At 34.3% G+C, this 23466-nt stretch carries 13 protein-coding genes; all 13 read right to left on the bottom strand.

The window, feature by feature from the left end:
- Window positions 1-202: 202 nt before the first annotated feature.
- Window positions 203-1579, bottom strand: coding sequence for a M28 family peptidase (locus tag AC1DY0_RS09815; RefSeq protein WP_477188426.1), 1377 nt, complete (start codon window positions 1577-1579; stop codon window positions 203-205).
- Between the two features lie 141 nt (window positions 1580-1720).
- Window positions 1721-3820 (bottom strand): glycoside hydrolase family 97 protein, encoded by a 2100-nt coding sequence (locus AC1DY0_RS09810; protein ID WP_477188425.1) that lies wholly within the window; start codon window positions 3818-3820, stop codon window positions 1721-1723.
- A 204-nt stretch (window positions 3821-4024) separates the two neighbouring features.
- Window positions 4025-5947 (bottom strand): discoidin domain-containing protein, encoded by a 1923-nt coding sequence (locus AC1DY0_RS09805; RefSeq protein WP_477188424.1) that lies wholly within the window; start codon window positions 5945-5947, stop codon window positions 4025-4027.
- A gap of 128 nt (window positions 5948-6075) precedes the next feature.
- A complete protein-coding gene (bglX, locus tag AC1DY0_RS09800) occupies window positions 6076-8376 on the bottom strand; it encodes a beta-glucosidase BglX (RefSeq protein WP_477188423.1) in 2301 nt (766 codons plus the stop codon).
- A complete protein-coding gene (locus AC1DY0_RS09795; RefSeq protein WP_477188422.1) occupies window positions 8373-9080 on the bottom strand; it encodes a carboxylesterase family protein in 708 nt (235 codons plus the stop codon). The genes bglX and AC1DY0_RS09795 overlap by 4 nt, the downstream gene beginning before the upstream one ends.
- A 14-nt stretch (window positions 9081-9094) precedes the next feature.
- Complete coding sequence (locus tag AC1DY0_RS09790) at window positions 9095-10447, bottom strand: glucoamylase family protein (RefSeq protein ID WP_477188421.1); 1353 nt, start codon at window positions 10445-10447, stop codon at window positions 9095-9097.
- 86 nt (window positions 10448-10533) lie between these two features.
- Entirely contained in the window at window positions 10534-11319 is a 786-nt protein-coding gene (locus tag AC1DY0_RS09785; RefSeq protein ID WP_477188420.1) for a LamG domain-containing protein, read from the bottom strand.
- A gap of 28 nt (window positions 11320-11347) precedes the next feature.
- Window positions 11348-12814, bottom strand: coding sequence for a RagB/SusD family nutrient uptake outer membrane protein (locus tag AC1DY0_RS09780; RefSeq protein ID WP_477188419.1), 1467 nt, complete (start codon window positions 12812-12814; stop codon window positions 11348-11350).
- A 20-nt stretch (window positions 12815-12834) separates the two neighbouring features.
- Window positions 12835-15822, bottom strand: a complete 2988-nt coding sequence (locus tag AC1DY0_RS09775) for a SusC/RagA family TonB-linked outer membrane protein (RefSeq protein ID WP_477188418.1) — start codon at window positions 15820-15822, stop codon at window positions 12835-12837.
- A 242-nt stretch (window positions 15823-16064) separates the two neighbouring features.
- The gene (locus AC1DY0_RS09770) at window positions 16065-18809 is read right to left on the bottom strand and encodes a helix-turn-helix and ligand-binding sensor domain-containing protein (protein WP_477188417.1); all 2745 of its coding nucleotides are present in this window, start codon (window positions 18807-18809) and stop codon (window positions 16065-16067) included.
- 98 nt (window positions 18810-18907) lie between these two features.
- Window positions 18908-20107, bottom strand: coding sequence for an acetate/propionate family kinase (locus tag AC1DY0_RS09765; RefSeq protein WP_477188416.1), 1200 nt, complete (start codon window positions 20105-20107; stop codon window positions 18908-18910).
- A 24-nt stretch (window positions 20108-20131) separates the two neighbouring features.
- A complete protein-coding gene (gene pta / locus AC1DY0_RS09760; RefSeq protein ID WP_477188415.1) occupies window positions 20132-22225 on the bottom strand; it encodes a phosphate acetyltransferase in 2094 nt (697 codons plus the stop codon).
- A 118-nt stretch (window positions 22226-22343) separates the two neighbouring features.
- Window positions 22344-23414 carry a magnesium/cobalt transporter CorA gene (gene corA, locus AC1DY0_RS09755; protein WP_477188414.1) on the bottom strand — a complete coding sequence of 357 codons (1071 nt, stop codon included), beginning with the start codon at window positions 23412-23414 and terminating at the stop codon, window positions 22344-22346.
- Window positions 23415-23466: the final 52 nt, after the last annotated feature.

Below are 23466 nucleotides of genomic sequence, written 5' to 3'. Positions count from 1 at the left end.
CTAAAGTAGGATTTATTTTGTGTATTAAAAAGTAAGTCCGTTTTAAAAATTTGGAATTTCACATTTATTTATCACTATTCATTCTTCCAATTACTAAATCATCAAAAGAACTATAAATAAGACTATTTTTCAAAAGAAAACCTGCAAGTATCAATATTACTTACAGGTTTTATATTTCCTTTATTATGGTTTTAGTACCTAATTATTCAATCGTATTTTGGTCCATCATATAAATCAAAGCGGCCATAGTTCCTGCTCCAAGTTCTAATTCTCTTTTGTTAATAGCATCAAATTTATCATTTGCAGCGTGATGGTAATCAAAATAACGTTGTGAATCTGGTTTTAACCCTGCTTTCACAATTCCTTTCCCTGTTAATGGACCAATATCCGATCCTGAATGCCCTTTTACAAAACTATGAATTAGATAAGGTTCGAATAATGTTTTCCAATTTGTAATCTTATTAAAATTAGAATCGTCACATTCTAATGAAAAACCTCTTGGAGTAAAACCTCCTTCATCACTTTCTAAAGCAAAAATGTGTTTTTCTTTATTTGCCAATGACAGTTCTTCGTATTTCTTTCCGCCTCTTAATCCGTTTTCTTCATTCATAAAAAGAACTACGCGAAGTGTATTTTTAGGCTTGTAATTTAAATTTTTAAAAACATTCATCACCTCCATGCTTTGCACTACCCCTGCTCCATCGTCATGCGAACCATCAGCCAAGTCCCAAGAATCAAGATGACCTCCTACTACCATGATATTGTCTGGATGTTCCGTTCCTTTGATTTCGCCAACAACATTGTAAGAAAGTGCATCCTCCAATTGCTGACAGGATTGCTTGAAATAAAATTTCAAATTAGGGTTGTTTTTTAAAGTCTTACTTAATAATTCGGCGCCATTGGTACTGATAGCAGCTGTTGGAATGTATTTTTCTTTTGAAATATCACCATAGCTTTGTCCTCCTGCATGCGGATAATCGTCCAATCGCAAATTCATTGAACGCACGATTGTTCCAACTGCTCCTAAATTCGCAGCTTCTTTTGCACCCGCATATCGTTGATCAACCGCTCCAGAATATGCATCAAAGGCTTCAATAGCCCCATTATCCATAGGTCTATTATAGAACACAATTTTCCCTTTTATTTTATCCGCTCCCAAAGCTTTCATTTCATCAAAACTATGAATTTCGATTACTTCGGCAATCAACCCATTTTTTGGAGTTGCAATTGACCCACCCAAAGCACAAATTGGCACTTTGATTTTGGTTTTATTATCTTGAATATAAGCTGTTTCTTTTTCTCCACGGACCCAATGAGGCACCATTACTTCTTGCAAATACACTTTATCGAAACCCAATTTTTCCATTTGGCTTTTGGTATATTGAACTGCTTTTGCAGCTCCCTCTGAGCCCGATAAACGAGATCCTACATTATTAGATAAATGATCCAACCAAGAATAACATTGTGATTTTGTTAATGCAGAATTGTAAATTTCCTTAAAAAACTGTTCGTCTTTGTTTTGGGCAAACAAAGCAACACTATTTACAAAAAGTAAAGAAAGAAGTAGGTTTTTTTTCATTTTGGGTTATTCTTAATTTTATAGTTTTAATTAATTGTTGTGCAATTTCGAAATTCTAAAATAAAATTGATGTTAAAATCAAAAAAAAATCCTGCTCACTTTAAAAGCTTACAGGATTTAATGAAATCAAAAAAAAAATTATTATTTAATTGGCTCAAAACTAACAGCTGTTCCTCCACCAGGAGCCAAAGTCAAGTTTAGTTTTGACTTGTTAGTAACCTCAACAGTTCTAATTTTGTAAGCCATTGGATTGTTTTTCCAATCGGCATCTTTGGCATCTTCATAAATAATAGCTTTATACTTTTGTCCTTTGGTTAAAAAGTCTAATGCAATTTCAGATTTTCTGGCATTTTCATCTGTGATAGCTCCCAAAAACCATGTTTCTTTTCCTTTTGTTTTTCTGGCTATGGTCAAATAATCTCCAGGTTCTGCTTCCAAAATTTTGGTATCATCCCAATCCAAAGCAACATCTTTGATAAATTGAAAAGCATCCATACGTTTTTCATAGCTCTGAGGTAAATCAGCTGCCATTTGCAAAGGCGAATACATTGTTACATACAATGCAAGTTGTTTAGCCAAAGTAGTATGAACCTGTTCTTTTTTATTTTTATCATAGAAACTCATTTTAATTTCGAAGATACCCGGCGTATAATCCATTGGTCCTCCAAGCAATCTTGTAAAAGGTAAAATAGTTTCGTGACTTGGTGCATTACCAACACTCCAAGCATTAAATTCATTACCACGAGCAGCTTCGGCATCAATGTAATTTGGATACGTTCGACTGTAACCTGTTGGTCGAGACGATTCATGAGAATTCAGCATTAGTTTATAATCGGCGGCACGTCTTGCAACAAAGTTGAAGTGGTTCACCATCGTTTGTCCGTCATGAAATTCGCCACGCGGAATAATTTTGCCAACATAACCTGTTTTTACAGCTGGATAATCGTATTTCTTCATCAAATCGAAAGCACGATCTAAATGTCGCTCATAATTTGCAACAGATCCTGAAGTTTCATGGTGCATAATCATTTTTACGTTTTTTTCTTTGGCGTAAGCCGTAACTTCTGCCAGATTGAAATCAGGATAAGGCGTCGTAAAATCAAAAACTTCTTCTTTCCAATTACCTGCCCAGTCTTCCCAACCTACATTCCAACCTTCAACCAATACCCCATCAAATCCATTTTTAGCAGCAAAATCAATATATCTTTTAGTGTTTTCAGTCGTTGCACCATGTTTACCTGTTGGTATTAAATCCTGAGACGATAAATTTTGTGCGTTTTGTGAACCTGCATAATCCCAAGTTGATATTCCAACATGCATTTCCCACCAAATCCCAACGTATTTCATTGGTTTTATATATGAAACATCGTCTAGTTTACAAGGCTCATTTAAATTCAAAATCATTTGAGAACTCACAATATCTCTTGCATCTTTGCTTATCATAATTGTTCTCCATGGAGATACACAAGCTGCTTGCAAATACGCTTTATCGCCAATTGCATTCGGTACCAAATGTGAAGTAAGTTTATAATTGGTAACATCAACATCCAAATGCATAACTGGATAATTCACAACAGCAGCTTCAAATATATTGACATACAAACCTGAAGGAGATTTCATCATTAAAGGCACTTGAACTCTGCTTTTACCAAGATCCGTTGTCATCCCAATTCCTGTATTTTTATCCAATTTGGCATTATCAATTTCAGAAAGTTTGGTTTCACTATAAGGATATTCATTGGTGTCAAAATCACCAGGAATCCAAAAAGCTTTATAATCTTCGGTTAAATTAAAATGGGTTTCCTCATCAGAAATAACAAAGTAATTCAGCTTCTCTTGTTTTGGAAATTCATATCTAAAAGCTACGCCTTCATCATACACTTTGAAAATAATATTCATCTTTACATTGGTTTCTTTTTGAACCAAAGCAATGGTAAGTTCATTATAATGATTTACAATTGATGCTTTTTGACCTAAAACAGGTTTCCAAGATTCATTAAAAGTATCTGCTTTTGAAGATTGAATCTCAAAATTAGCATTAAGAGCGGTTTTATCTTTGAGTTTTATCCCTAAAGTACTTTCTACAATTACGGGCTTGCCATTGTAATTTACAGTATAAGATGGTTGCCCATTATTTACTAATTTAAAATTTACCTCAAGGGCGCTGGATGGAGATTTTACGCTTTGTGCATGAAGTAAACTCAAAGCAAAAACGAGAATAATAGAAAATATTTTCTTCATTTGGTTATGTATTAATATAGATAGTAAAAATACTTCTTTAGATTATAAAATTCTAAATAAAACCAAACTACCACCTTGTAGTAAAGACGAAAACGTTTTCGATTTTAATAATAAAAAATTCAATTCTTTAAAATTTATAAAGAATTGAATTTTTAGTCATAGTTCTTTTAAACGAATGTTTCTCTTTTATTGCTAAATCTAAATTTAATTCGAAACAGTAAGATTGGTTTTAGGTCCAATTCCATTTTCATTAAAAGCTTCAATCGCAAAATAATAGCCCGTACCCTTATCAAGTCCTCTGAAATCATATGAACTCCCTTCGTAAACCATTATGCTGTTGTATAATTTATCAGGGGCAATTCCATAGTAAATGTTATAACCGACAGCATCAGGCTGCGCATCCCAATTAATCATTGCATTGCGGGAATCCGTAGCACTACTGTTTACTTTAAATCCAGTAACCGATTTTGGTTTATCGGACAATCCATTACCAAAAATACGGAAATCAGAAACAGCAAATAATCCTGAAGCGTTGTGGATATTTACCATTTTTACATAACGGGCTTCAATAGGTTTTGTTAATTCCAAATAATCGTGGGGGGCGTCTTTATCGCTTTTGGATTTATCAACTACCAAAGTCCAATTTTGATTATCATCTGACATAAAAATTTGATATTGATAATAAATATCCATCGCCTTGTTATGCTGCGTGGCTTTATGATCGGCATAATTAATCTGTAAAGCATTAATTCTCATTTTTCTGCCCAAATCAATTTGTAACCATTCGTCTGGCTTATCTGTTTTTGCCGACCAATAAGATTGGATATCCTCATCGGTTAAATTCTGGGCATTGTAACAGATTTTTTCAAACACTTTTTTTCCTCCTGTATCCACTCTGTGGGTTTGCACATCCATACATTCTTCTGACGAAGACACGGTCGCTGCTTTTTTATACGAAAGTAACATCCATCCTGAGAAAGCTCCTTTGGTTTGGTCACGTTTGTTGTTTGGCAACAAAGTTGGGAAATCTCCATAAGAAGTAATCGAATACATGACATCGTCTTTGTCGAACCCCGCAGGGAACATATCGATGCGGCGTTCAAAACGATCTTTCACTGAAATTTTGCAGGTTCCGGTATTCCAATAATTACCGTAGTTATCGGCAAAAGTGTTACCATGCCCAGCACCAATTACAAATCCTCCAGGCTTATACGACATAGGGTTGTGTTTTTGATACGTAAACGGGCCTAATGGGCTATTACCAACATGTACACCATTGGCATAACCTTTAAATTCGGTAGCAGGAGCTCCATATTGCATATAATATTTACCGTTGTGCTTCGTCATCCATGCTCCTTCAATAAAATTTCCCCAAGGCGCTGGTTCCATGTCATTATTAGGCCCGAAACGCTCCCAACCATGAGCAGAAGGATCCAAACCTACAACTGCTTTTATTTCGCCATAAGGACGTTGAATATCCTCAACTTCGGTGGCTGCATATAGCTTTTCGTAATCTGCTTGATTCCCTTTTGGCAACCAAGTTTTGTAATCTACTTCTACTCCACAAAGCGGTAATTTTCCACTAGAACCATAATACATATAAACTTTTTTGTCGTCATCCTGAAAAATTGCGGGATCCCAAGTAGGCAACATCGCAGTATTGACGTGACGAGTCCATCGACCCGATTTTGGGTCGGCAGTTTTCCAGACTGGATGGTCCTTTTTCCAGGTTGAGCCTACATAAAACAAAGTATCGTTTACCACCCAAGCGGCAGGAGCACATTGATCATCATCACCGGGATTACGTTGAAAACTGCCGTAAACAAATTTCCAATCCGACAAATCTTTGCTCCAAAAGAATCCAGCTTGGTTGGTTGCAAACAGATAATAATCTCCTTTATAAGTAATAATTAATGGATCGGCACTCGAACGACGAGAATCCGGAATTCCGTTATGGTTTGCTGTAGTATAATTGTAACCGATATTGATTGGGTTACAATACGTAGAAGCTGATTTATTAGGATCAAACCATTTCGTTTTTCCAATACTATTAGTTTTAGATTGAGCCATACTGATTTGTTGGCCCAACAATAGTAATAACAGTGGCATTAAATATAGTTTTCGCATTTTTGAAACTTTTAAAGAATTATTGAATTTAGAACTACCCAACTTTGAAATGTCGAGTTGTATTAAATTTTAAAAAAAAAGCCCCCCGTCTAACCAAAACGGAGGGCAACCAAATAAACTAACCAAGCTTAATTTACTAAATTAAAACTTACTTTATTGTCTGCGTTTGAATTCGTTCCAACGAAAACTTCAAACTGTCCAGGCTCAGCAACAAATTGCAAATCAGAATTGTAAAATTTCAAATCTTCTTCACTAATTTCGAATGTCACTGTTTGTTTTTCTCCTTTTTTAAGGGCTATTTTTTGGAAACCTTTAAGTTCTCTAACCGGTCTTGTTACAGATCCAACAACGTCTCTTATGTACATTTGTACTGTTTCTTTTCCGTCATAATTTCCAGTATTTGCAACATCAATGCTTACCATTACTTTTCCTCCGAAATTCATTTTATCAGATGAAATTTTCAAGTTTGAATAAGCAAAATTCGTATAACTCAATCCATAACCAAAAGGGAATAATGGTTCGTTTCTTTCGTCTATATAATTTGATCTAAATTTTTCAAATTTTCCTTCTGTGTTAACAAGAGGTCTTCCTGTATTTTTATGAGAATAATAAATTGGCACTTGCCCCACGCTTCTTGGGAACGTAGTCGTTAATTTTCCTGAAGGATTTACATCTCCAAACAAAACATCGGCAATAGCGTAACCTGCTTCGCTACCAGCAAACCAAACGTTCAAAATTGCGGGAACTGTAGCATTTTCATCATTTATCACCAATGGACGACCATCAAATAAAACTAAGACTACTGGTTTTCCAGTTTTTAATAATGCATTCAATAAATCTTTTTGTGCCTGTGGAATTTCAAGTTTTGTACGACTACTGCTCTCTCCACTCATCTCGGCAGATTCTCCTAGTGCAGCTACAATAACATCTGCTTGATTGGCTACTTTTAAAGCCTCTGCAATCATATCCTCTTTTGAACGACTATCTCTGTTTAAAGTTTTACCAAACATAGTTGCATTGGTCTCAAAAGTTTCATCATAATCAAGGTTACTACCTTTAGCGTAAAGCACTTTAGTAGATTTTCCAGCTACTTCTTGAATTCCCGCCAATAATGAAATACATTTTTCTCCATTTGTGGCAACACTCCAAGTTCCTGACATATTGTTTTTGGCATCTGCCAATGGCCCGATGAGCGCAATTGTTCCCGATTTTTTCAAAGGCAACAACTGATTATTATTTTTTAGCAAAACCAATGATTGAGCTGCCGTTTTTCTAGCTTCATCTCTACTACTTGCTGTAAAAATTTCAGTTTTGGCTCTTTTGTCATCACAATATTTATAAGGATCTTGAAACAATCCTAAATCATATTTGGCATTCAGAATAAGTGTTACTGCGTTGTTGATTTGCTCAATAGTAACTTTCTTTTCTTCTAATGATTTTTTCAAAGTGGTCAAAAATCCTTCACCAACCATATCCATTTCAACTCCAGCATTTAAAGCCAAAGCAGATACTTCTTGTAAGTCACCCATTCCGTGAGCGATCATTTCAGGGATTCCTGTAAAATCAGTAACTACAAAACCTTTAAAACCCCATTGTTTTCTCAAAACATCTGTCATCAACCATTTATTTCCAGTAGCAGGGACTCCATCCACTTCATTGAAAGATGCCATAACCGAACCTGCTCCAGCATCAACAGCCGCTTTGTAAGGAGGAAAATACTCATTATACATTCTGATGTGGCTCATATCAACCGTATTGTAATCACGACCAGCTTCGGGAGCTCCATATAAAGCAAAATGTTTAACACATGCCAAAATAGAATTGTTTTTGGAAAGATCGTGTTGCTGGTATCCATCTACCATAGCTTTGGCAATTTGACTTCCCAAAAAAGGATCTTCTCCAGAACCTTCGGAGATTCTTCCCCAACGTGGATCGCGAGAAATATCAACCATTGGAGAAAAAGTCCAATTGATTCCATCGGCACTTGCCTCCTGTGCAGCAATTTGAGCACTTCTTTCGATCAATTTCATATCCCAAGTACATGACAGTCCAAGAGGAATAGGAAAGGTTGTTTCGTACCCATGAATTACGTCCATTCCAAAAATCAAAGGAATTTTCAAACGGCTCTTTTCGACCGCAACTCGCTGTACTTCTTTTATTTTTAGAACTGATTTGATATTAAATAATCCACCGACCTTACCTTCTTCGATTTTCTTTGCAACATCAGAGCTATTGGCTTGACCGGTGGTTATATCTCCCGAAGTTGGTAAATTCAACTGACCCAATTTTTCATCCAAAGTCATTTTTGACAACAACTCGGCAACAAATTCAGCTTTAGGTTTAATTACAACGGCTTTTTTATTTTCTTTCTTTTGGCTGTAGCCCAAAAAAACGGAGCCTAAGAGTATTACAATTAATGTCTTTTTCATTTTTTATCTGTTTTTATTTGTTTCAACATCCAAGCATACGTTTCCGGATTGCCATAAACTTGGGTCCAACAATCATGACCCGCGTCATTAAAAAGAGTTAACTCAATATCTTTATTACATTTCTTTAGTTCTTTATATATCGTAATATCATTATCCACAGGAACTACATCATCGAGCAAACCATGAAAAATTCGAGTTGGGATTCCCGCCATTTTACAAATATCTTCCAATTGAATAATGTCAACAAAACCTGAAACTGGCATGACTGCTGCAAACATTTCAGGATGTTTTAAAGCAAGGCTATAGGTCCCCCATCCTCCAGAACTCAATCCTGTAAGATAAATTCTGTTGGCATCAATATTATTTTCTTTCTGAACTTTTAAAATCAACTCATATAGAATATCAGGATTCCATTGCTGTCCTTCCGGGCATTGTGGTGCAAGGACAAAAAAATCTAAATCGTGACTCTTCAAATATTTGAAAGGCCCATGAATTTTCACTTTCTCTACATCCGAACCATTTTCGCCAGAACCATGAAGAAAAATCAGTAAAGGCTTTTTTTCTTTAGTATTTAACGGAATATGCAACGCGTAACCCAATTCCTGTTTTTGGACTACCTCTATTTTCACTTTAGAAACAATATCTTTTTGTGCAAAAGATAGTAGCGAAAGCAAAAAAACAGGTAAGATTAGATTATATTTCATGCAACATCCTATTTTTAAAATCCATATTTACCAGAATGAAAACCAAGATTCAGTAAACCTTGTTTTACCTCTGGAGCATTCATAAACAATTTCCATATCAAACCGGTACGATAGTTTTCAATCATTGGAGCAATGGTTCCTTGATCTATTGCCAAATAGCGCGGTGTAACCCAATTATAATGTGGTGAAAAAGCATCGTAAGGCCCCGCAATTCCCACGTAAGTTCTTCTATTTTCATCATATAAATAATGTAAAAACTTCATGCTCTCTTTTGGGGTATAAGGAAACGAGGATAATGCAGCAGTTGGAGTGATAACCCCTGAATCATTATCAGTATCATGGGCAGAATAGCCTGTAGATCCATCTATATTTCTGGTATAACTAGCGGTAAGCCCCCAACATTTTTCTGAATACCCATTCCATTTTTTTGGATTATCGATACAATAGCTGTAAATGATTTTGGTATGATTTTGAGTTAATTCCCAATAGTTTGCATACTTATCTGTAAGTTGTGTGGGATCCAATCCTAAATACGAATATTGAGCCCAAAACAAAGAACCTACATTTCCAGAAGAAGTATCATGTTTTAATACCAAAGGAATTCCATACTGTGTCTTTGTTGTGGTGATAGTTCCATTTCGTGTCCAGCCTTCGTGATAAGCAGCAGCAGGAATGGGATGTGTTGGAGAGGCTGCCCCTAAAATGTAGGTAATCAAACACTCGTTGTACCCTGCCACTTTGTGTTTCATTTCCCACTGGTATGTTTGTGACCAATGCCAATATATCGCATTATCATCATTGGTATACCAACTCCATTCCACACCTTTCCATAGATTATCAGCTTTGGCAGATAATACTTTTTCCTGAGCATTTCCGTTTTTGAAATATTCTCGAACGGCAATCAATCCTTGACATAAGAAAGCAGTTTCAACGATATCACCACCGTCGTCTTTATTCCCAAAAGAAATAGCATGTCCTGTGTTTCCGTCCATCCAGTGCGCCCATGCTCCGTGAAAACGATCGGCTTTCCCCAAAAAGTCCATTGCTGTGGTCATTCGAGTAACGGCTTCGGCTCTTGGAATAAAACCTCTTTCTACTCCAACAATCAAAGACATTAGCCCAAAACCAGAACCTCCTGTGGTTACTTTGTTGGATTCGAAACTAGGATTATCTGTGAGATACCGTTCTCTGCCTAATTTTGAATTGGGTTCTGCATAGTCCCAAAAATACTTTATAGCGTCTTTTTGAACCTGATCCATTGCTTGTGAGTCTGTTAACTGTTCTTTTGATGGTTGTCCTCCACCATTAGATGAGGAACATGAATTGAAAATAATTAAACCAAGTAAGGCAATTAAAGTAGATTTCATTTTAATAGGTTGTTACAAATTATTAATAGTTAAAAAATACACTTGGATATAAAAAATATCCAAGTGTATACCTACTAATAGTTAAATTAATTCATCAAACTAGTTATTTCCTCCTGAGTAAGAACTTTATTAAAAACCTTTACTTCATCATATAAACTGTTATCCGATTTATGACCCCAATAAGAGAAAGTAGGACCTCCAGCTCCAAGAATAAGATTACTGCAACCTTCAAAATTTATTGGACTTGAATATGATGCTGTATTTTTAAGTACACCATTAAAATAAATTTTAGATTCTGTTGCAGAAATGGTCAGTGTAATAAATACCCAATTATTATCTACAGGTAAAGTTCCTCCATCATTCCAAGATTCACCAGTTCCAATCCCTGCATTTAATTTTATGGTTTGAGATGTTGCATTCCCTTCTCTAAATAAACGAAATCCAAATTTTCGGCTATCATCACTATTAATTTCAAAAGCACTGGGGTTACCTACTACAAATAACCCTGATCTATCAGGTGATGCATTAACCTTATACCAAAAGGCTATACTTAACTCAGTTGCACCAAACAAATCAGACGTAGGATAACTAATATATGAATCTGCAGCACCCATATAAGAATGTTCACTTGCCTTTGGGTCACCCAAACTAGGATTTCCGACTTTAGTAGCAGGTGCTCCATTTACAGAATTAAGCATATATTCATTGTTAAATTGAGCAAAAAGCATTTCACCATCTAGTGGCTTATAATCCCCGACATCAGAAGGATAGTCACCAAGTTCAGGTCTATCCATTTCCTGACATCCAATAAATACCATCAAAATAAACATTATTCCGAAAGTTTTCTTAATCATTGATATATTGATCTTCATCTTATTTATTTTTTTAAACTAATAGTTATTAATAATTAGGGTTTTGTATTAAAACTCCACCAGATTGATCAATGGCAGTTTGAGGAATAGGATAGTACTTATTTTTGTCTTGGTATCCTAAAGGCCCCAATACTGCTGTAGCATCTCCCCAACGCACTAAGTCGTAGAATCTTTCACCTTCCATTGCCAACTCAATTCTTCTTTCTCGTTTTATTGCATTTCCTAAATTTGCATCTACAGGAACATCTGGCAATACTCCTGCATTATTACCTCTAGCTCTTGCGCGAATTTGATTGACATAATCTGCGGCTTTACTACTATTTCCTAATCTGTACGCGGCCTCAGCGGCCATTAAAATAACATCGCCATAGCGAATGATTTTTACGTTAAACCATTGGTTTTTCCCTGTTCCCTGCTGTGCTCTGTAACTTGGCGTTGAATAAGCTTTTTTGTTCCAATACGGCTGAGCCAATCCAGTAGGGATAGTGGTACCATACCCATCATCTTGCCCTTCGAAAAGAATTGTAGAATTTTTACGAGGATCACCAGCCTCATAAGCATTAACTAAGTTTTGCGTAGGAACATTGAATCCCCATCCTAAATCCCAAATTCCAGAACCACGAATACCTTGAGATTCGAAATAATTATTGGAATAATTTACAGCATCTTGTCTAAGAAATTGAACCTCAAAAATAGCTTCACTACAATTATCTCCTTGTTCTTTGAACAAAGTCTCATACGAATTGAAAAGAGTATATTGTCCCGAATTGATAACTAATTCAGATTTTTCCAATGCCTTTGCCCAATTTCCTTGATACAGATATAATTTAGCTAATATCGAATTAGCAAAACCGTTAGTAGCTCTTCCAGGATAAGCAGGCCAGTTAAGTGGTAAATTTGTTGCCGCAAATTCTAAGTCCTTTATAATTTGAGCGTCTACTTCCGCAATAGGAGATTTTGCCTTAATGGCATCATTTGGAGCAACTATTTTATTCAAAACTATTGGCACCTCTCCATAATCTCTGCGCAATTCAAAAAAACACAATCCTCTAATAGCCATAGCTTCAGCTTTATTTATCAAAGTACCTGAATCTGTTTTTCCAGAATTATCAACATCATAAATTAAATCATTACATGCATAAATCAAGCTATAATGACCATTCCAATTTGTTGCAAATTCAGTTGGAGAATATACAAATCCGTCCATTATGTTACCCAAGTTTGCTGCATCTCCTGATGTACTCCCTTTCATGGCATCATCAGAACGAATACTTTGAAACCAATATCTGTCCCAATCGGCAACTCCTGCCTGTGTTCTCATTTTTCCGTATAAACCAAAGGCTTTTTCTTCAAAACCTCCTGCCGGTAAATCCCCTTCTGCTGCTGTCCCTAATGGTTTTCTGTCCAAAAACTCGTCATCATTACATGAATTTAAGACAGATAATGAAAATACGGTCAGTAGCGATATATATAGTATAGATTTAAAATTTCTCATTTTTATTCAAGTTTTTAATATTAAAAAGTTGCGTTCAAACCAATAGATGTAATCGCTGGCAGAGGATAACCCCCAGTGTCTTTTCCAAATGAAATTGGTGTACCACCTGCCTCTGGAGTAAATCCTGAATTATTAGCCCAAGTACAAAGATTCTGGATGTTTATATATAATCTAAAACTTTGAAGAAAAGTTTTAGCCAAAAAATCTTTGTTGAAATCATAAGCCAATTGAATATTTCTAAGTCTAAGGTAGCTACCGTCTTCTATCATGTAAGTTGAAGGCAATTTATTATAACCTGAAGCATCATTGAGCCTTGGCTCCCAGTTTGAAGTCCCTGGACCTGTCCATCTGTCTAATCTTTCAGTTCTGTAATTAAATGGTGCAAATGTTGAACCATTCCCCCAATCTCTGTAAATCTCATTTCCATAAACTCCTTGGAAATCAATTGACAACGAAATTTGTTTATAGGTTGTGTTCAAAGAAAAACCATACGAAACATCCGGAGTAGGATTACCAATTATCGTTCTGTCGTCAGTAGTGATTTTCCCGTCACCATTTACATCTTTATATTTAAAATCTCCAGGACCATAATCTCCTAATGAACTCGGAGGTGAGGCTACTATATCAGCATACGATTGGTAAAGTCCATCTACAACATATCCGTAGAATGACCCAATTGGGGAGCCTGCAGTAAGTATTGAAGGACCTTCAAAAACCTCATAACCTGGCTCAAAAACAGATATTACTTCATTTTTCAATGTAGTAGCATTCCCGCTGATGGAATAACTAAAATTTTCATTTATTTCATCATCCCATGATGCTGAAAGTTCAAATCCTTTATTTTCAATTTCTCCCGCATTAGTATAAAATTTTTCACTCCCCTGTTCAACAAAAGTTAATAAATCTTTAGTTGTTTTATTAAAATAAGTGGCCTCAAAACTCAACCTTCTTTCCAAAAGCTTCATTTCAATTCCAGCTTCATAAGAAGTCACTGTCTCCCATTGCAAATCTGGATTATTTCGGTATGCCAATACATAAGCAGGAACAATCGATTCACCAAAAACAGCTGAACTTCCTGTGGTATAGGCTGGATAAGCTGGGTAATGTATTGATGAATATTGATTTCCTAAAACACCATAAGAACCTTTTATTTTCAGTAAATCAAAAAGCTTTTGATCTTGCATGAACCCTTCTTTGGTAACTTCCCAGGCAGCACCTACCGACCAAAAGTTTTGCCAACGGTTGGACTCGCTAAGCTCAGATGAACCATCACGACGGAAAGAACCATTGATTATGTATTTGCCATCATAATTATATAAAAGACGTGCTAAATAAGAAACTGTAGCTCTGTCCCATTGGTCTGAATTTGCAAAACGTGTTCTAGGATCTCCATATGGATATACGTTTAAATACCACCATCTTTTATCATAAGGGATTTGGTCACCACCAACATACTGATTAACAGTACCGCTTTCTCCTTCAAAGTTTTCTTCCAAACGGGTATAACCTGCCAAAAGCGTAAAATCATGCTTTCCAAAATCTTTGTTATAAGTGAAATTATAATCCTGTTGGTTTTTATTGAAATCATTTTTAAATTGATTGACATTTGTCAATGTATTTCCTCCGTATGGAGTTATTTCATCCGTTTCACTTACATAAACATCAAAAACAGGAAGATACCCCCTTCCTTTACTGTAACTTGATTCGGACTGGTATGAGCCTCTAAATTTTAATCCTTCAACAAGTTTTATTTCCGCAAAAGCATTTATAATATATTTCGTCTCTTCATTCAGTTGCGTGAATTTTTTACCCTCAATAGCAGCGAGCGGATTCCCAATTTGCGCAGCACCAATTTCCTGAGGTAATTGATTGTACATTCCATTTGCATTTCTAGGAGAAACAATTGGAGTGGCATTCAATGAACTTATAAAATCATGCAATTGTGGAAGCGAGGAGTTGTAACCATTCATGGATACCCCTATTTTAATGGACTCTGTTATTTGTGTTTCGTTGTTGACATTGAAAGTGAATTTTTTGTATTTCTCATTATCAATCAATCCATCATCCTCAACATGTCCTAAGCCAAAATAAAACTTATTCTTTTCTGTACCATTAGAGAAACTCAAATTATTAGTTATGACTAAAGCATTATCATTGTCGATTTGGTCAATCCAATTGGTATCGGCATTAAATACATCATAATGAGAATATGGAGCGATTCCTTGGTTTTGTCTTTGTTCGTCGTATAAGGTTCTGAATTCTTGTCCATTAGTAATAGAGGGAGTATCGACTAGAGTCTTGAGACCAACAGAAGTGTTGAAATTAATTGTTGTTTTACCTTCTTTTGCCTTTTTGGAAGTAACAATAATTACACCATTTGCCCCACGAACACCAAAGATAGCCAACGAAGATGCGTCTTTCAACACTTCCATAGACTCAATATCGGAAGCATTCATAAACTTTATATCATCAACAAAAATTCCATCAACAACATACAAAGGTTTTGTTTGGTATCTACTTACTGTTCCTCGAATTCTAACATCCGGATCCTCACCTGGTTTTCCTGAATTTACAATTGACAAACCAGCTACTTTTCCCTGTACCGAAGCAATCGGATTTGGATTTGGTTTATCTATTATTTCTTTGGCCTGTACCTTTGCGATTGAACCTGTTAAGTCTCTTTTCTTTGCTGTACCATAACCTATAACTACCACTTCTTTCAGCGCGGTATCTGCAGATTCTTTCAACGTTATTGTCATCGGCGTCAAAGTTGCTGCAACAGAAACAGCTTCAAAACCGACTAAGCTAATTTTTAATATCTCGCCTTCTTTGGCATTAATACTAAAGTTTCCATCAAAATCGGTATCAGCGGAAACATTTCCTGCAACAACAAATGCTCCAGGGATTCCAAGTCCAGTCTGATCCAATACTTTTCCTTTAATTACTTGACCAGACATATAGGCTGGAAGTAGAATGAGCGCTAAAAAGCTAAAAATAAAATTTCTCATAGGTTCGTTACTCGTTTAAGTTAGTCTAGCTAAATTAAACAAATACAACGTTGTAGTAGTAAAATCGCCACTACTACACGAATACATCAAACCTTGATAATCAGACACGAACCCCTTGTTTAACAGTTATTTAGTAAGAGCATGAAGTACTCTATTGAAGGGTCATGATGTAGTGATGATGTATTATAATTCCATAAAAAAAGTATAAAAAAAACATAATATTAACAAAAAAATACTCTTTTTTATACAGATAATAGAAATTTAGAAAGTGTTTCTTCTTGCTCAAGTCCCAATTTTTTCCTTAAACGATAGCGATGTAATTCCACTCCCCTAAAAGAAATATTCATCATTGGAGCTATTTCCTTAGATGAAAGATTCATTTTTAGGTACACACACAACTTAATATCCTTTGAAGTCAAATGCGGATATTTTTTCGAAAGGGCAATAATGAATTCATTATTAATTTGATTGAGATTAGTTTCAAAAACTTCCCATTCATGCTTATTGACTGCATTAATTTTTATTGCTTTTTTAATCTCACTTTTTAATTTATTGAAATCTAATTCTGTATCCAAGATATTTTCAATCATTTCAATCATTTCACTTTGCTTAGCAATAGAGAGTGACTTCCCTGCAACTTCTGAAGATTTTGATTGTAATTCCAATTCCAGAATATGTTTCTCATATTCCTGGCTATTTAATTCATTTTCGGCTTTCAATTCCATTTCCAAAATTTCCTTCTGATGCTTTAATTCTTCTTTCTGTAATTTAAGCTTCTGAATGTATTTCATCTTATTCCATTTATAATAAAGATATAGAATGAGCCCTATTAAAATCATATATACAAAAATCATCCAAGCTGAAAAATACCATGCTTTGGCCACAACAAATTCAAAATTGGCTATTTTATTATAATTTAATCCATCGTTGCTATATATAGTGACATCATGGGAACCACTACTTAGGTTATTCAAAAGAATCAATCCTTCTTTGATTGGGAAAAAATCTTTTGTTCCATTAATTTTATAAAACAAATCTGGTTTTGTCACACCATAAATTCCAGAAATTACATTTATCCTTAGCTCCGAATTATGGTTTATTTTTGAATTGTTTTCAACCAAAATATCATCATTGAAAGCTTCGATTTTTACAGTGGTCTTTTTCTTTTCATCATATTTTAATTCCAATGAAATAAAACCATCATCCAGATTCAGTAGATAATTATTTTTATCTCTAAATACTTTCAAATTTCCATTGATAATTTTCCCTTTATAATATTTCTCCTGAATGCTGTTCTTGATAAACTTATTACCCTGTGCATTTATATGATACAAAAGCCCTTCCTGAAGTATCATAAAATGATTTTCATCAATAGCCACAATATCAGAAACATTTTTAAAACTACTATTAAACAACTCATTGGATTCTAATTGATTGGTTATAGAATTATAAGTATACCAAGAATTATTTATCAAAAAAAGAATTTCATTTCGGAATTCAAATATCTTAACCCCGAAGTCATTATTTATTTTACTACGTTGGGTTACATTATCAACTTTAATAGTTTCATATGCATCATTAAATAAAATACGATATAAACCTCTATTATTATCTGCGGCCCAAATTTCATTTTTTCTGTTTTGCGCAAGATATTTTATAGGCTTCAATATTCCTTTTATTGTTATCTTTTGATTTAAATCATTAGGATCGTTGTAGATAATTACTCCACTGTAAGTCGCTTGTAAATACGAATTGTTAATACTGCTTTTGGTCAAATTCCAACCTCCGTCAATGTTACTCAGTTTACTGAACAATCCATTTTTGTAGATATAAGTTCCTTCGTTGTGACCAACGAGATACTGATCGCCAATTTTACTAATATTCCAAGCTTGTCCTTGCGTATTAGGAATTAAAGAAAGCTGTTTGTCTTCATATTTAAAAACGCCATGATTGGTAGCCATCAAATAGCCTTTTGGAATACTTGCCACTGAATACACAGAGCCTAAAATCCCTGAACTGTCATAGAAAATTGAAATTGGAGAATTTACTTCAATATGCGCAAGTCCATTATCGAGTCCTAACCATAAATCATTTTCTTTATCCTGACCAATACTCAAAATTGAATTGTTCATCAAGACATTATTCCTATTGATATTTTTATAGGAACCGTCATTCAAATCTAAAATATAAACACCTTTATTAGCTGTACCAATAATCAATTTATTCTTTTTGATGAATTGAGCAATGTTTATATTGGCCGTTTTCAATATGTCGTTTAAAACATTCTTCCAAGGACTCAAAACATTATTCTCAAACACATAAACCCCACTTTTTTTTGTAAAAAAATAAATTTTATTTTGGTGTTTTTGAATAGCATGAATTACTTTATTTTCAAGAAGGGACAATCCATTCAATTTTTCAATTTTCCCATTAGTCAATCGGAAGATTCCTTTTTCAACTGAAGCTATCAATATTTGATTATCAATAACAAAACAATAGGAAATCAAAAAGGGAAATGTTTTTGCTTTTATCTCTTTACCATCATAAACAAAAATACCATTAAAAGACTGGAAGTAAATTTTGTCGTTGAACTTAAATATTTTCCATATTTCTTCATTATCATTTACATCAAAAACCTTTTTCTCTTTCGTAATAGAAACATAATACATCTTGGCATCTTTACGGTACCAATAACCAAATTCTTGATATGAACCTGAATAAATTCGGTCACCGTCTACCATTATTGAACGAATAATTGTTTTATTAGGCAGTGTATATTTTTCCCATTTTACACCATCATATCGCAACAAATAATAATTATTGGCAAAATACATGGCGTTATCATTTCCTTGCACAATATTCCAAATCTGATTATCGCCTTGATAATTTGATTTATTATAGTTTTCAACAAAAGGAAGCAACTCCTGGGCAAATAGTTGCGATGATATAAAACCCAAAAAGAATATGTAGAGTAGTTTAGCTTTCAAAACGTGAAGATTTTTTATCAAATATAATTACATTTCTTCAATAAAATTTACAAAAAAAGCCTCTGAATACAGAAGCTTTTTGATAAAGTCATTTTATTTTAACTTAATAACAATTCATAAACCTGATTTGCTATTTCTATTTCTTCATTAGTAGGAATGACTAAAATTTTTGTTTTTGAATCTGGTGTATTGATTTCTCGAATTTCTTTGGAACGAATTTCGTTTGTGACAGAATCTAATTCTAAACCAAAATAATCCATATCGGTACACACCAATTTTCTAATGTATGATGAATTCTCACCAATACCGGCAGTAAAAATAATAGCATCCAAACCATTTAAAACGGCTGCATAAGAACCTATAAATTTCTTAATTCTATAGGCATTCATATCTAAAGCCAGTTGACAATCCAAATTCCCTTTTGCGGCATTGCTTTCAATATCTCTCAAGTCACTAAATCCGGTAAGCCCTAGCATTCCACTTTGTTTTTGCAACAAATTATTTACGGCATCCAATGAATAACCTAACGAATTAACCATATGAAAAATTATTGACGGATCTACATCACCGCTTCGTGTCCCCATAATCAAACCGTTCATAGGTGCAAAACCTAGAGTAGTATCTATACTTTTTCCATCTTTTATGGCCGTCATACTACATCCGTTTCCTAGATGTATGGTAATAATTTTAGATGATTTTCCAGAATTATTTTCATTCAAATAACGAATTGCCTTTTCGGAAACATATTTATGGCTTGTTCCATGAAAACCATAGACGCGTATTTTGTTTTCTGTCAAAAGATAATTAGGCACCGCATATTTATGTGCCAAAACTGGTATGGTTTGATGAAAAGCGGTATCAAAAACAGCCACTTGTGTTGCATCACTGAAAATTTCTTCGGCCACAGTTATCCCTTCTAAATTTGCGGGATTATGCAAAGGCGCTAAATCAGAAAGCTGTCTTATTTTGTCCTTAACCTTTTTGGTAATCGTTACTGTATTCGAAAAATTACTTCCACCATGTACCACACGATGACCAACAGCTTCAATCTCCGAAGTACTTTTGATAACCCCAACTTTATCATCCATTAACAATTGGGAAATCTTCTGCAATCCTATTTTATGATTGGCAATTGGTAACGTTTCCTCTACTTTGACAGTATTGGTCACATAACTGAAATTTGAAGATTCTAAGCCTATTCTGTCGATCATTCCACTACAAATAACTGTATTGGCAGGCATATCTATTAATTGATATTTAATAGAAGAACTTCCTGAGTTTATAATTATTATTTTCATTTAAAATTTTATTTAATTAAAAAGCTATAAATCCTGTGCTTGTATAGCTGTAATTACTACTGTATTTATGATATCGTCGACGGTACAACCACGGCTCAAGTCGTTTACTGGTTTGTTTAAACCTTGCAACATTGGACCAATTGCCAATGCTCCCGTTTCCCTTTGAACTGCTTTGTATGTATTATTTCCTGTGTTCAAATCAGGAAAAATCAATACACTCGCACGACCGGCAACTTCAGAATTTGGCATTTTGCTTTGCCCGACTTCTAAGTCAACGGCGGCGTCATATTGAATTGGCCCTTCAATTTTAAGATCTGGACGTTTTTGCTTCACTATTTCGGTTGCAAGTCTCACTTTTTCCACTTCATCTCCTTTTCCAGATGTACCTGATGAATAGGATAACATAGCTATTTTTGGTTCAATTCCGAAAGAAATACTCGAATCCGCAGATGAAATTGCTATTTCAGCCAATTGTTCAGCAGTCGGATTCGGATTGATAGCGCAATCTCCAAAAACAGAAACTCGGTCTTCCAAACACATGAAAAATACTGATGACACTACTGATGAATTTGGTTTTGTTTTAATGAATTGTAATGCTGGTAAAATGGTATGTTGAGTGGTATGTGCAGCACCCGAAACCATTCCGTCTGCATGTCCTTTGTACACCATCATTGTTCCAAAATAGGAAACATCTTCCATTAAATCCCTAGCCATTCCAAGAGTTACATTTTTGGCTTTTCGCAACTCATAATAGGTATTTACATAATCCTCATAATTTTCAGATTCTATTGGATTAATGATAGGCACCTTAGAGAAATCAAAATCCAAACCTAATTCTGCTACTTTACTTTCTATTTGTTTTTTATTTCCAATAATAGAAATATCAACTACATCCATCGCTAGTAAACGAGCAGCAGCTATAATAATCCTTTCATCATTACCTTCAGGCAAAACGATATGCTTTCTATGGGCTTTAGCTCTTTTTACCATATTGTATTGAAACATTTTAGGAGTCATTCCTTCTGCTTTAAAAGCATTAAACTTGTCAATTAACACATCTAAATCAACATATTTATCGAAGGTATTTATCGAAGTCTCAATTTTTTGAATATTACTGGCATATATTTTGGGCTTAATATTCCCTATCTGATTGGCAATATGATAAGTACCTCCTTCCACAGTAATAATTGGCACCACTGATGACAAACCTTCAATTAATTTCAAAATACTATTTTCTGGAATAATATTCCCAGTTAAAACAATACCTGAAACTGTTGGATAATTGGCCGACTCATTTGCTTGTAATGCCCCTAGAATAATATCGGCCCTGTCGCCTGGAGTGATAATAAGGTTATTCTCTTTAAGATGTAATAAATAATTACACAGTTGCATCGCACCAATGCTATAACTATTTACTTGATTGTTCAAATATTCCTGACCAAACAAAATTTTAGCATCCAATACTTCTACAATTTCTTGCATTGTTGGATTATTCAAACTACCAATTAATGGAATTGAATTAATAAGAACAGATTCGGGTAAGTTTTTCTGTAATCCAGTAGTTACCAATTCTAAATTTTCTGGTTGTACTTTATTGGCAATAACAGCCAAGACTTCGACTTCTTTTATCTTAAATGAATTATGAGCTAATTTTAAATTGTCAATTAGTTCCTCCAATGTTTTTCCTTCTCCAGAGCCAACAATGATGGTAGGTATCCCAAGATTTTTGGCAATAAGAACATTCATATCCAATTCAATGACAGTTCCTTCTCCCGTAAAACTAGTTCCTTCAACCAAAACAAAATCAAAACGGTCTTCCAGTTTTTTGTATTTTTCAATAATCAAATCAACAACTTCCCCTAATTTTCCATTGTTTTTTTTCTTGATTAACTTACTTTTTGTAATAGCATAAGCATCTTCATATTGAATATCTAAGTCAAAATATGAAATAACCATCTCGATATGAGTATCCTTCTTCCCCTCTTCATAATCTTCAATCACAGGCCTGAAATAACCCACTTTTGCAGTCTTTCCCAACAGCATTCTCAATAACCCCAAGGTAATTATCGTCTTACCGCAATTCTCCTCAATCGTTGCGATATATATAGCTTTTTTCATATTCTTACTTTTAAAATTTAATCTCTTTAAACGCTTTCTACAAAATTACACCTTTAATTTCCTCCTAAATATGACCAAAATCAGCTTTAAATTACAAACTGTTACTTAATCCGAAAAATCAAAACCATCTTCGCCTTTTAAAATAAAAAACCATCCCAATTACCACCAAGAACATAAAAGTCACAACCAAATAATATCCATTGTGAAACCTCAATTCAGGCATATTGTCAAAATTCATTCCATAAACCCCAACAATAAAAGTAAGCGGAATGAATATCACCGAAATAACTGTCAGCGTTTTCATAATCTCATTCATCTTATGAGCTTGCGCCGCAAAAAAGAAATTGGATGCACTTTCCAATGAACCCATATCAGACTCTATTTGTTCCAAAAGTTCCAAGCATTTTTGGTGCAAACGGGTAAAAAAACTAAAATTATCTGAATCTATTTCATTAAATACATTATCCTCCTGTATGCTTTTTATATCATACAAAGAATCACGAAGCGGAATAATAGAACGTTTCAAAAAATTAAAATTATCCCTGTGTTTTTCAATTTTTTCTAAAATGATTGGATCGGCACTATTTTTGGTCATATCAATCAGGTCTTCTATTTTATCCTCTTCATTTTCAAGGGTAATATAAAAGTTGCCTATAATGGCATCCAACAGAATATACAATAAATAGTCTGCATTCTTGGTGCGTACAATTCCAGAATTGGTTCGAATACGTTCTCGAATATGGGTGAAAAAATCACTTCTTTTTTCTTGAAAAGAAATTAATATTCCTTTTTTTAGCAAAAAACTTATCTGCTCCACTCGTATATCATCAGTGGTTTCTGAAGGCAGCATTGATTTTATATTAAAAAACAGAACATCTTTTTCCTCTTCAAGTTTAGTTCTTTTGGTGGTATTCAAAATATCAGCCAACATAAAATCGTCTATATTGAAATGGTCTGCTATTTCTTTAAGCAAATTAATATCCGTTAATCCATGGATATTTAACCAATTTATTTTAGTTAAATCAATATGCTTTTCCAAGTTAGCAATAGTACCATTCTCATATTCATCAACCGTACAATCATCATACACAAACAATTGCATCTCAATCTCTTTATTTCTGTGCAAACCAGTATACTCGAGTGTGTAAGGCTGTAATCGTTTACCTTTCTTGTATTTAATCTTTCTCATAAAATAATTTGTATAGTAATATTACAAAAAAAACTGTATATTTTTGACTTTA

The sequence above is a fragment of the Flavobacterium sp. P1_E4 genome, from assembly GCF_056405915.1.
The sequence above is the reverse complement of the archived record's forward strand: the minus strand, read 5'-3'. Positions and strand labels throughout refer to the sequence as shown.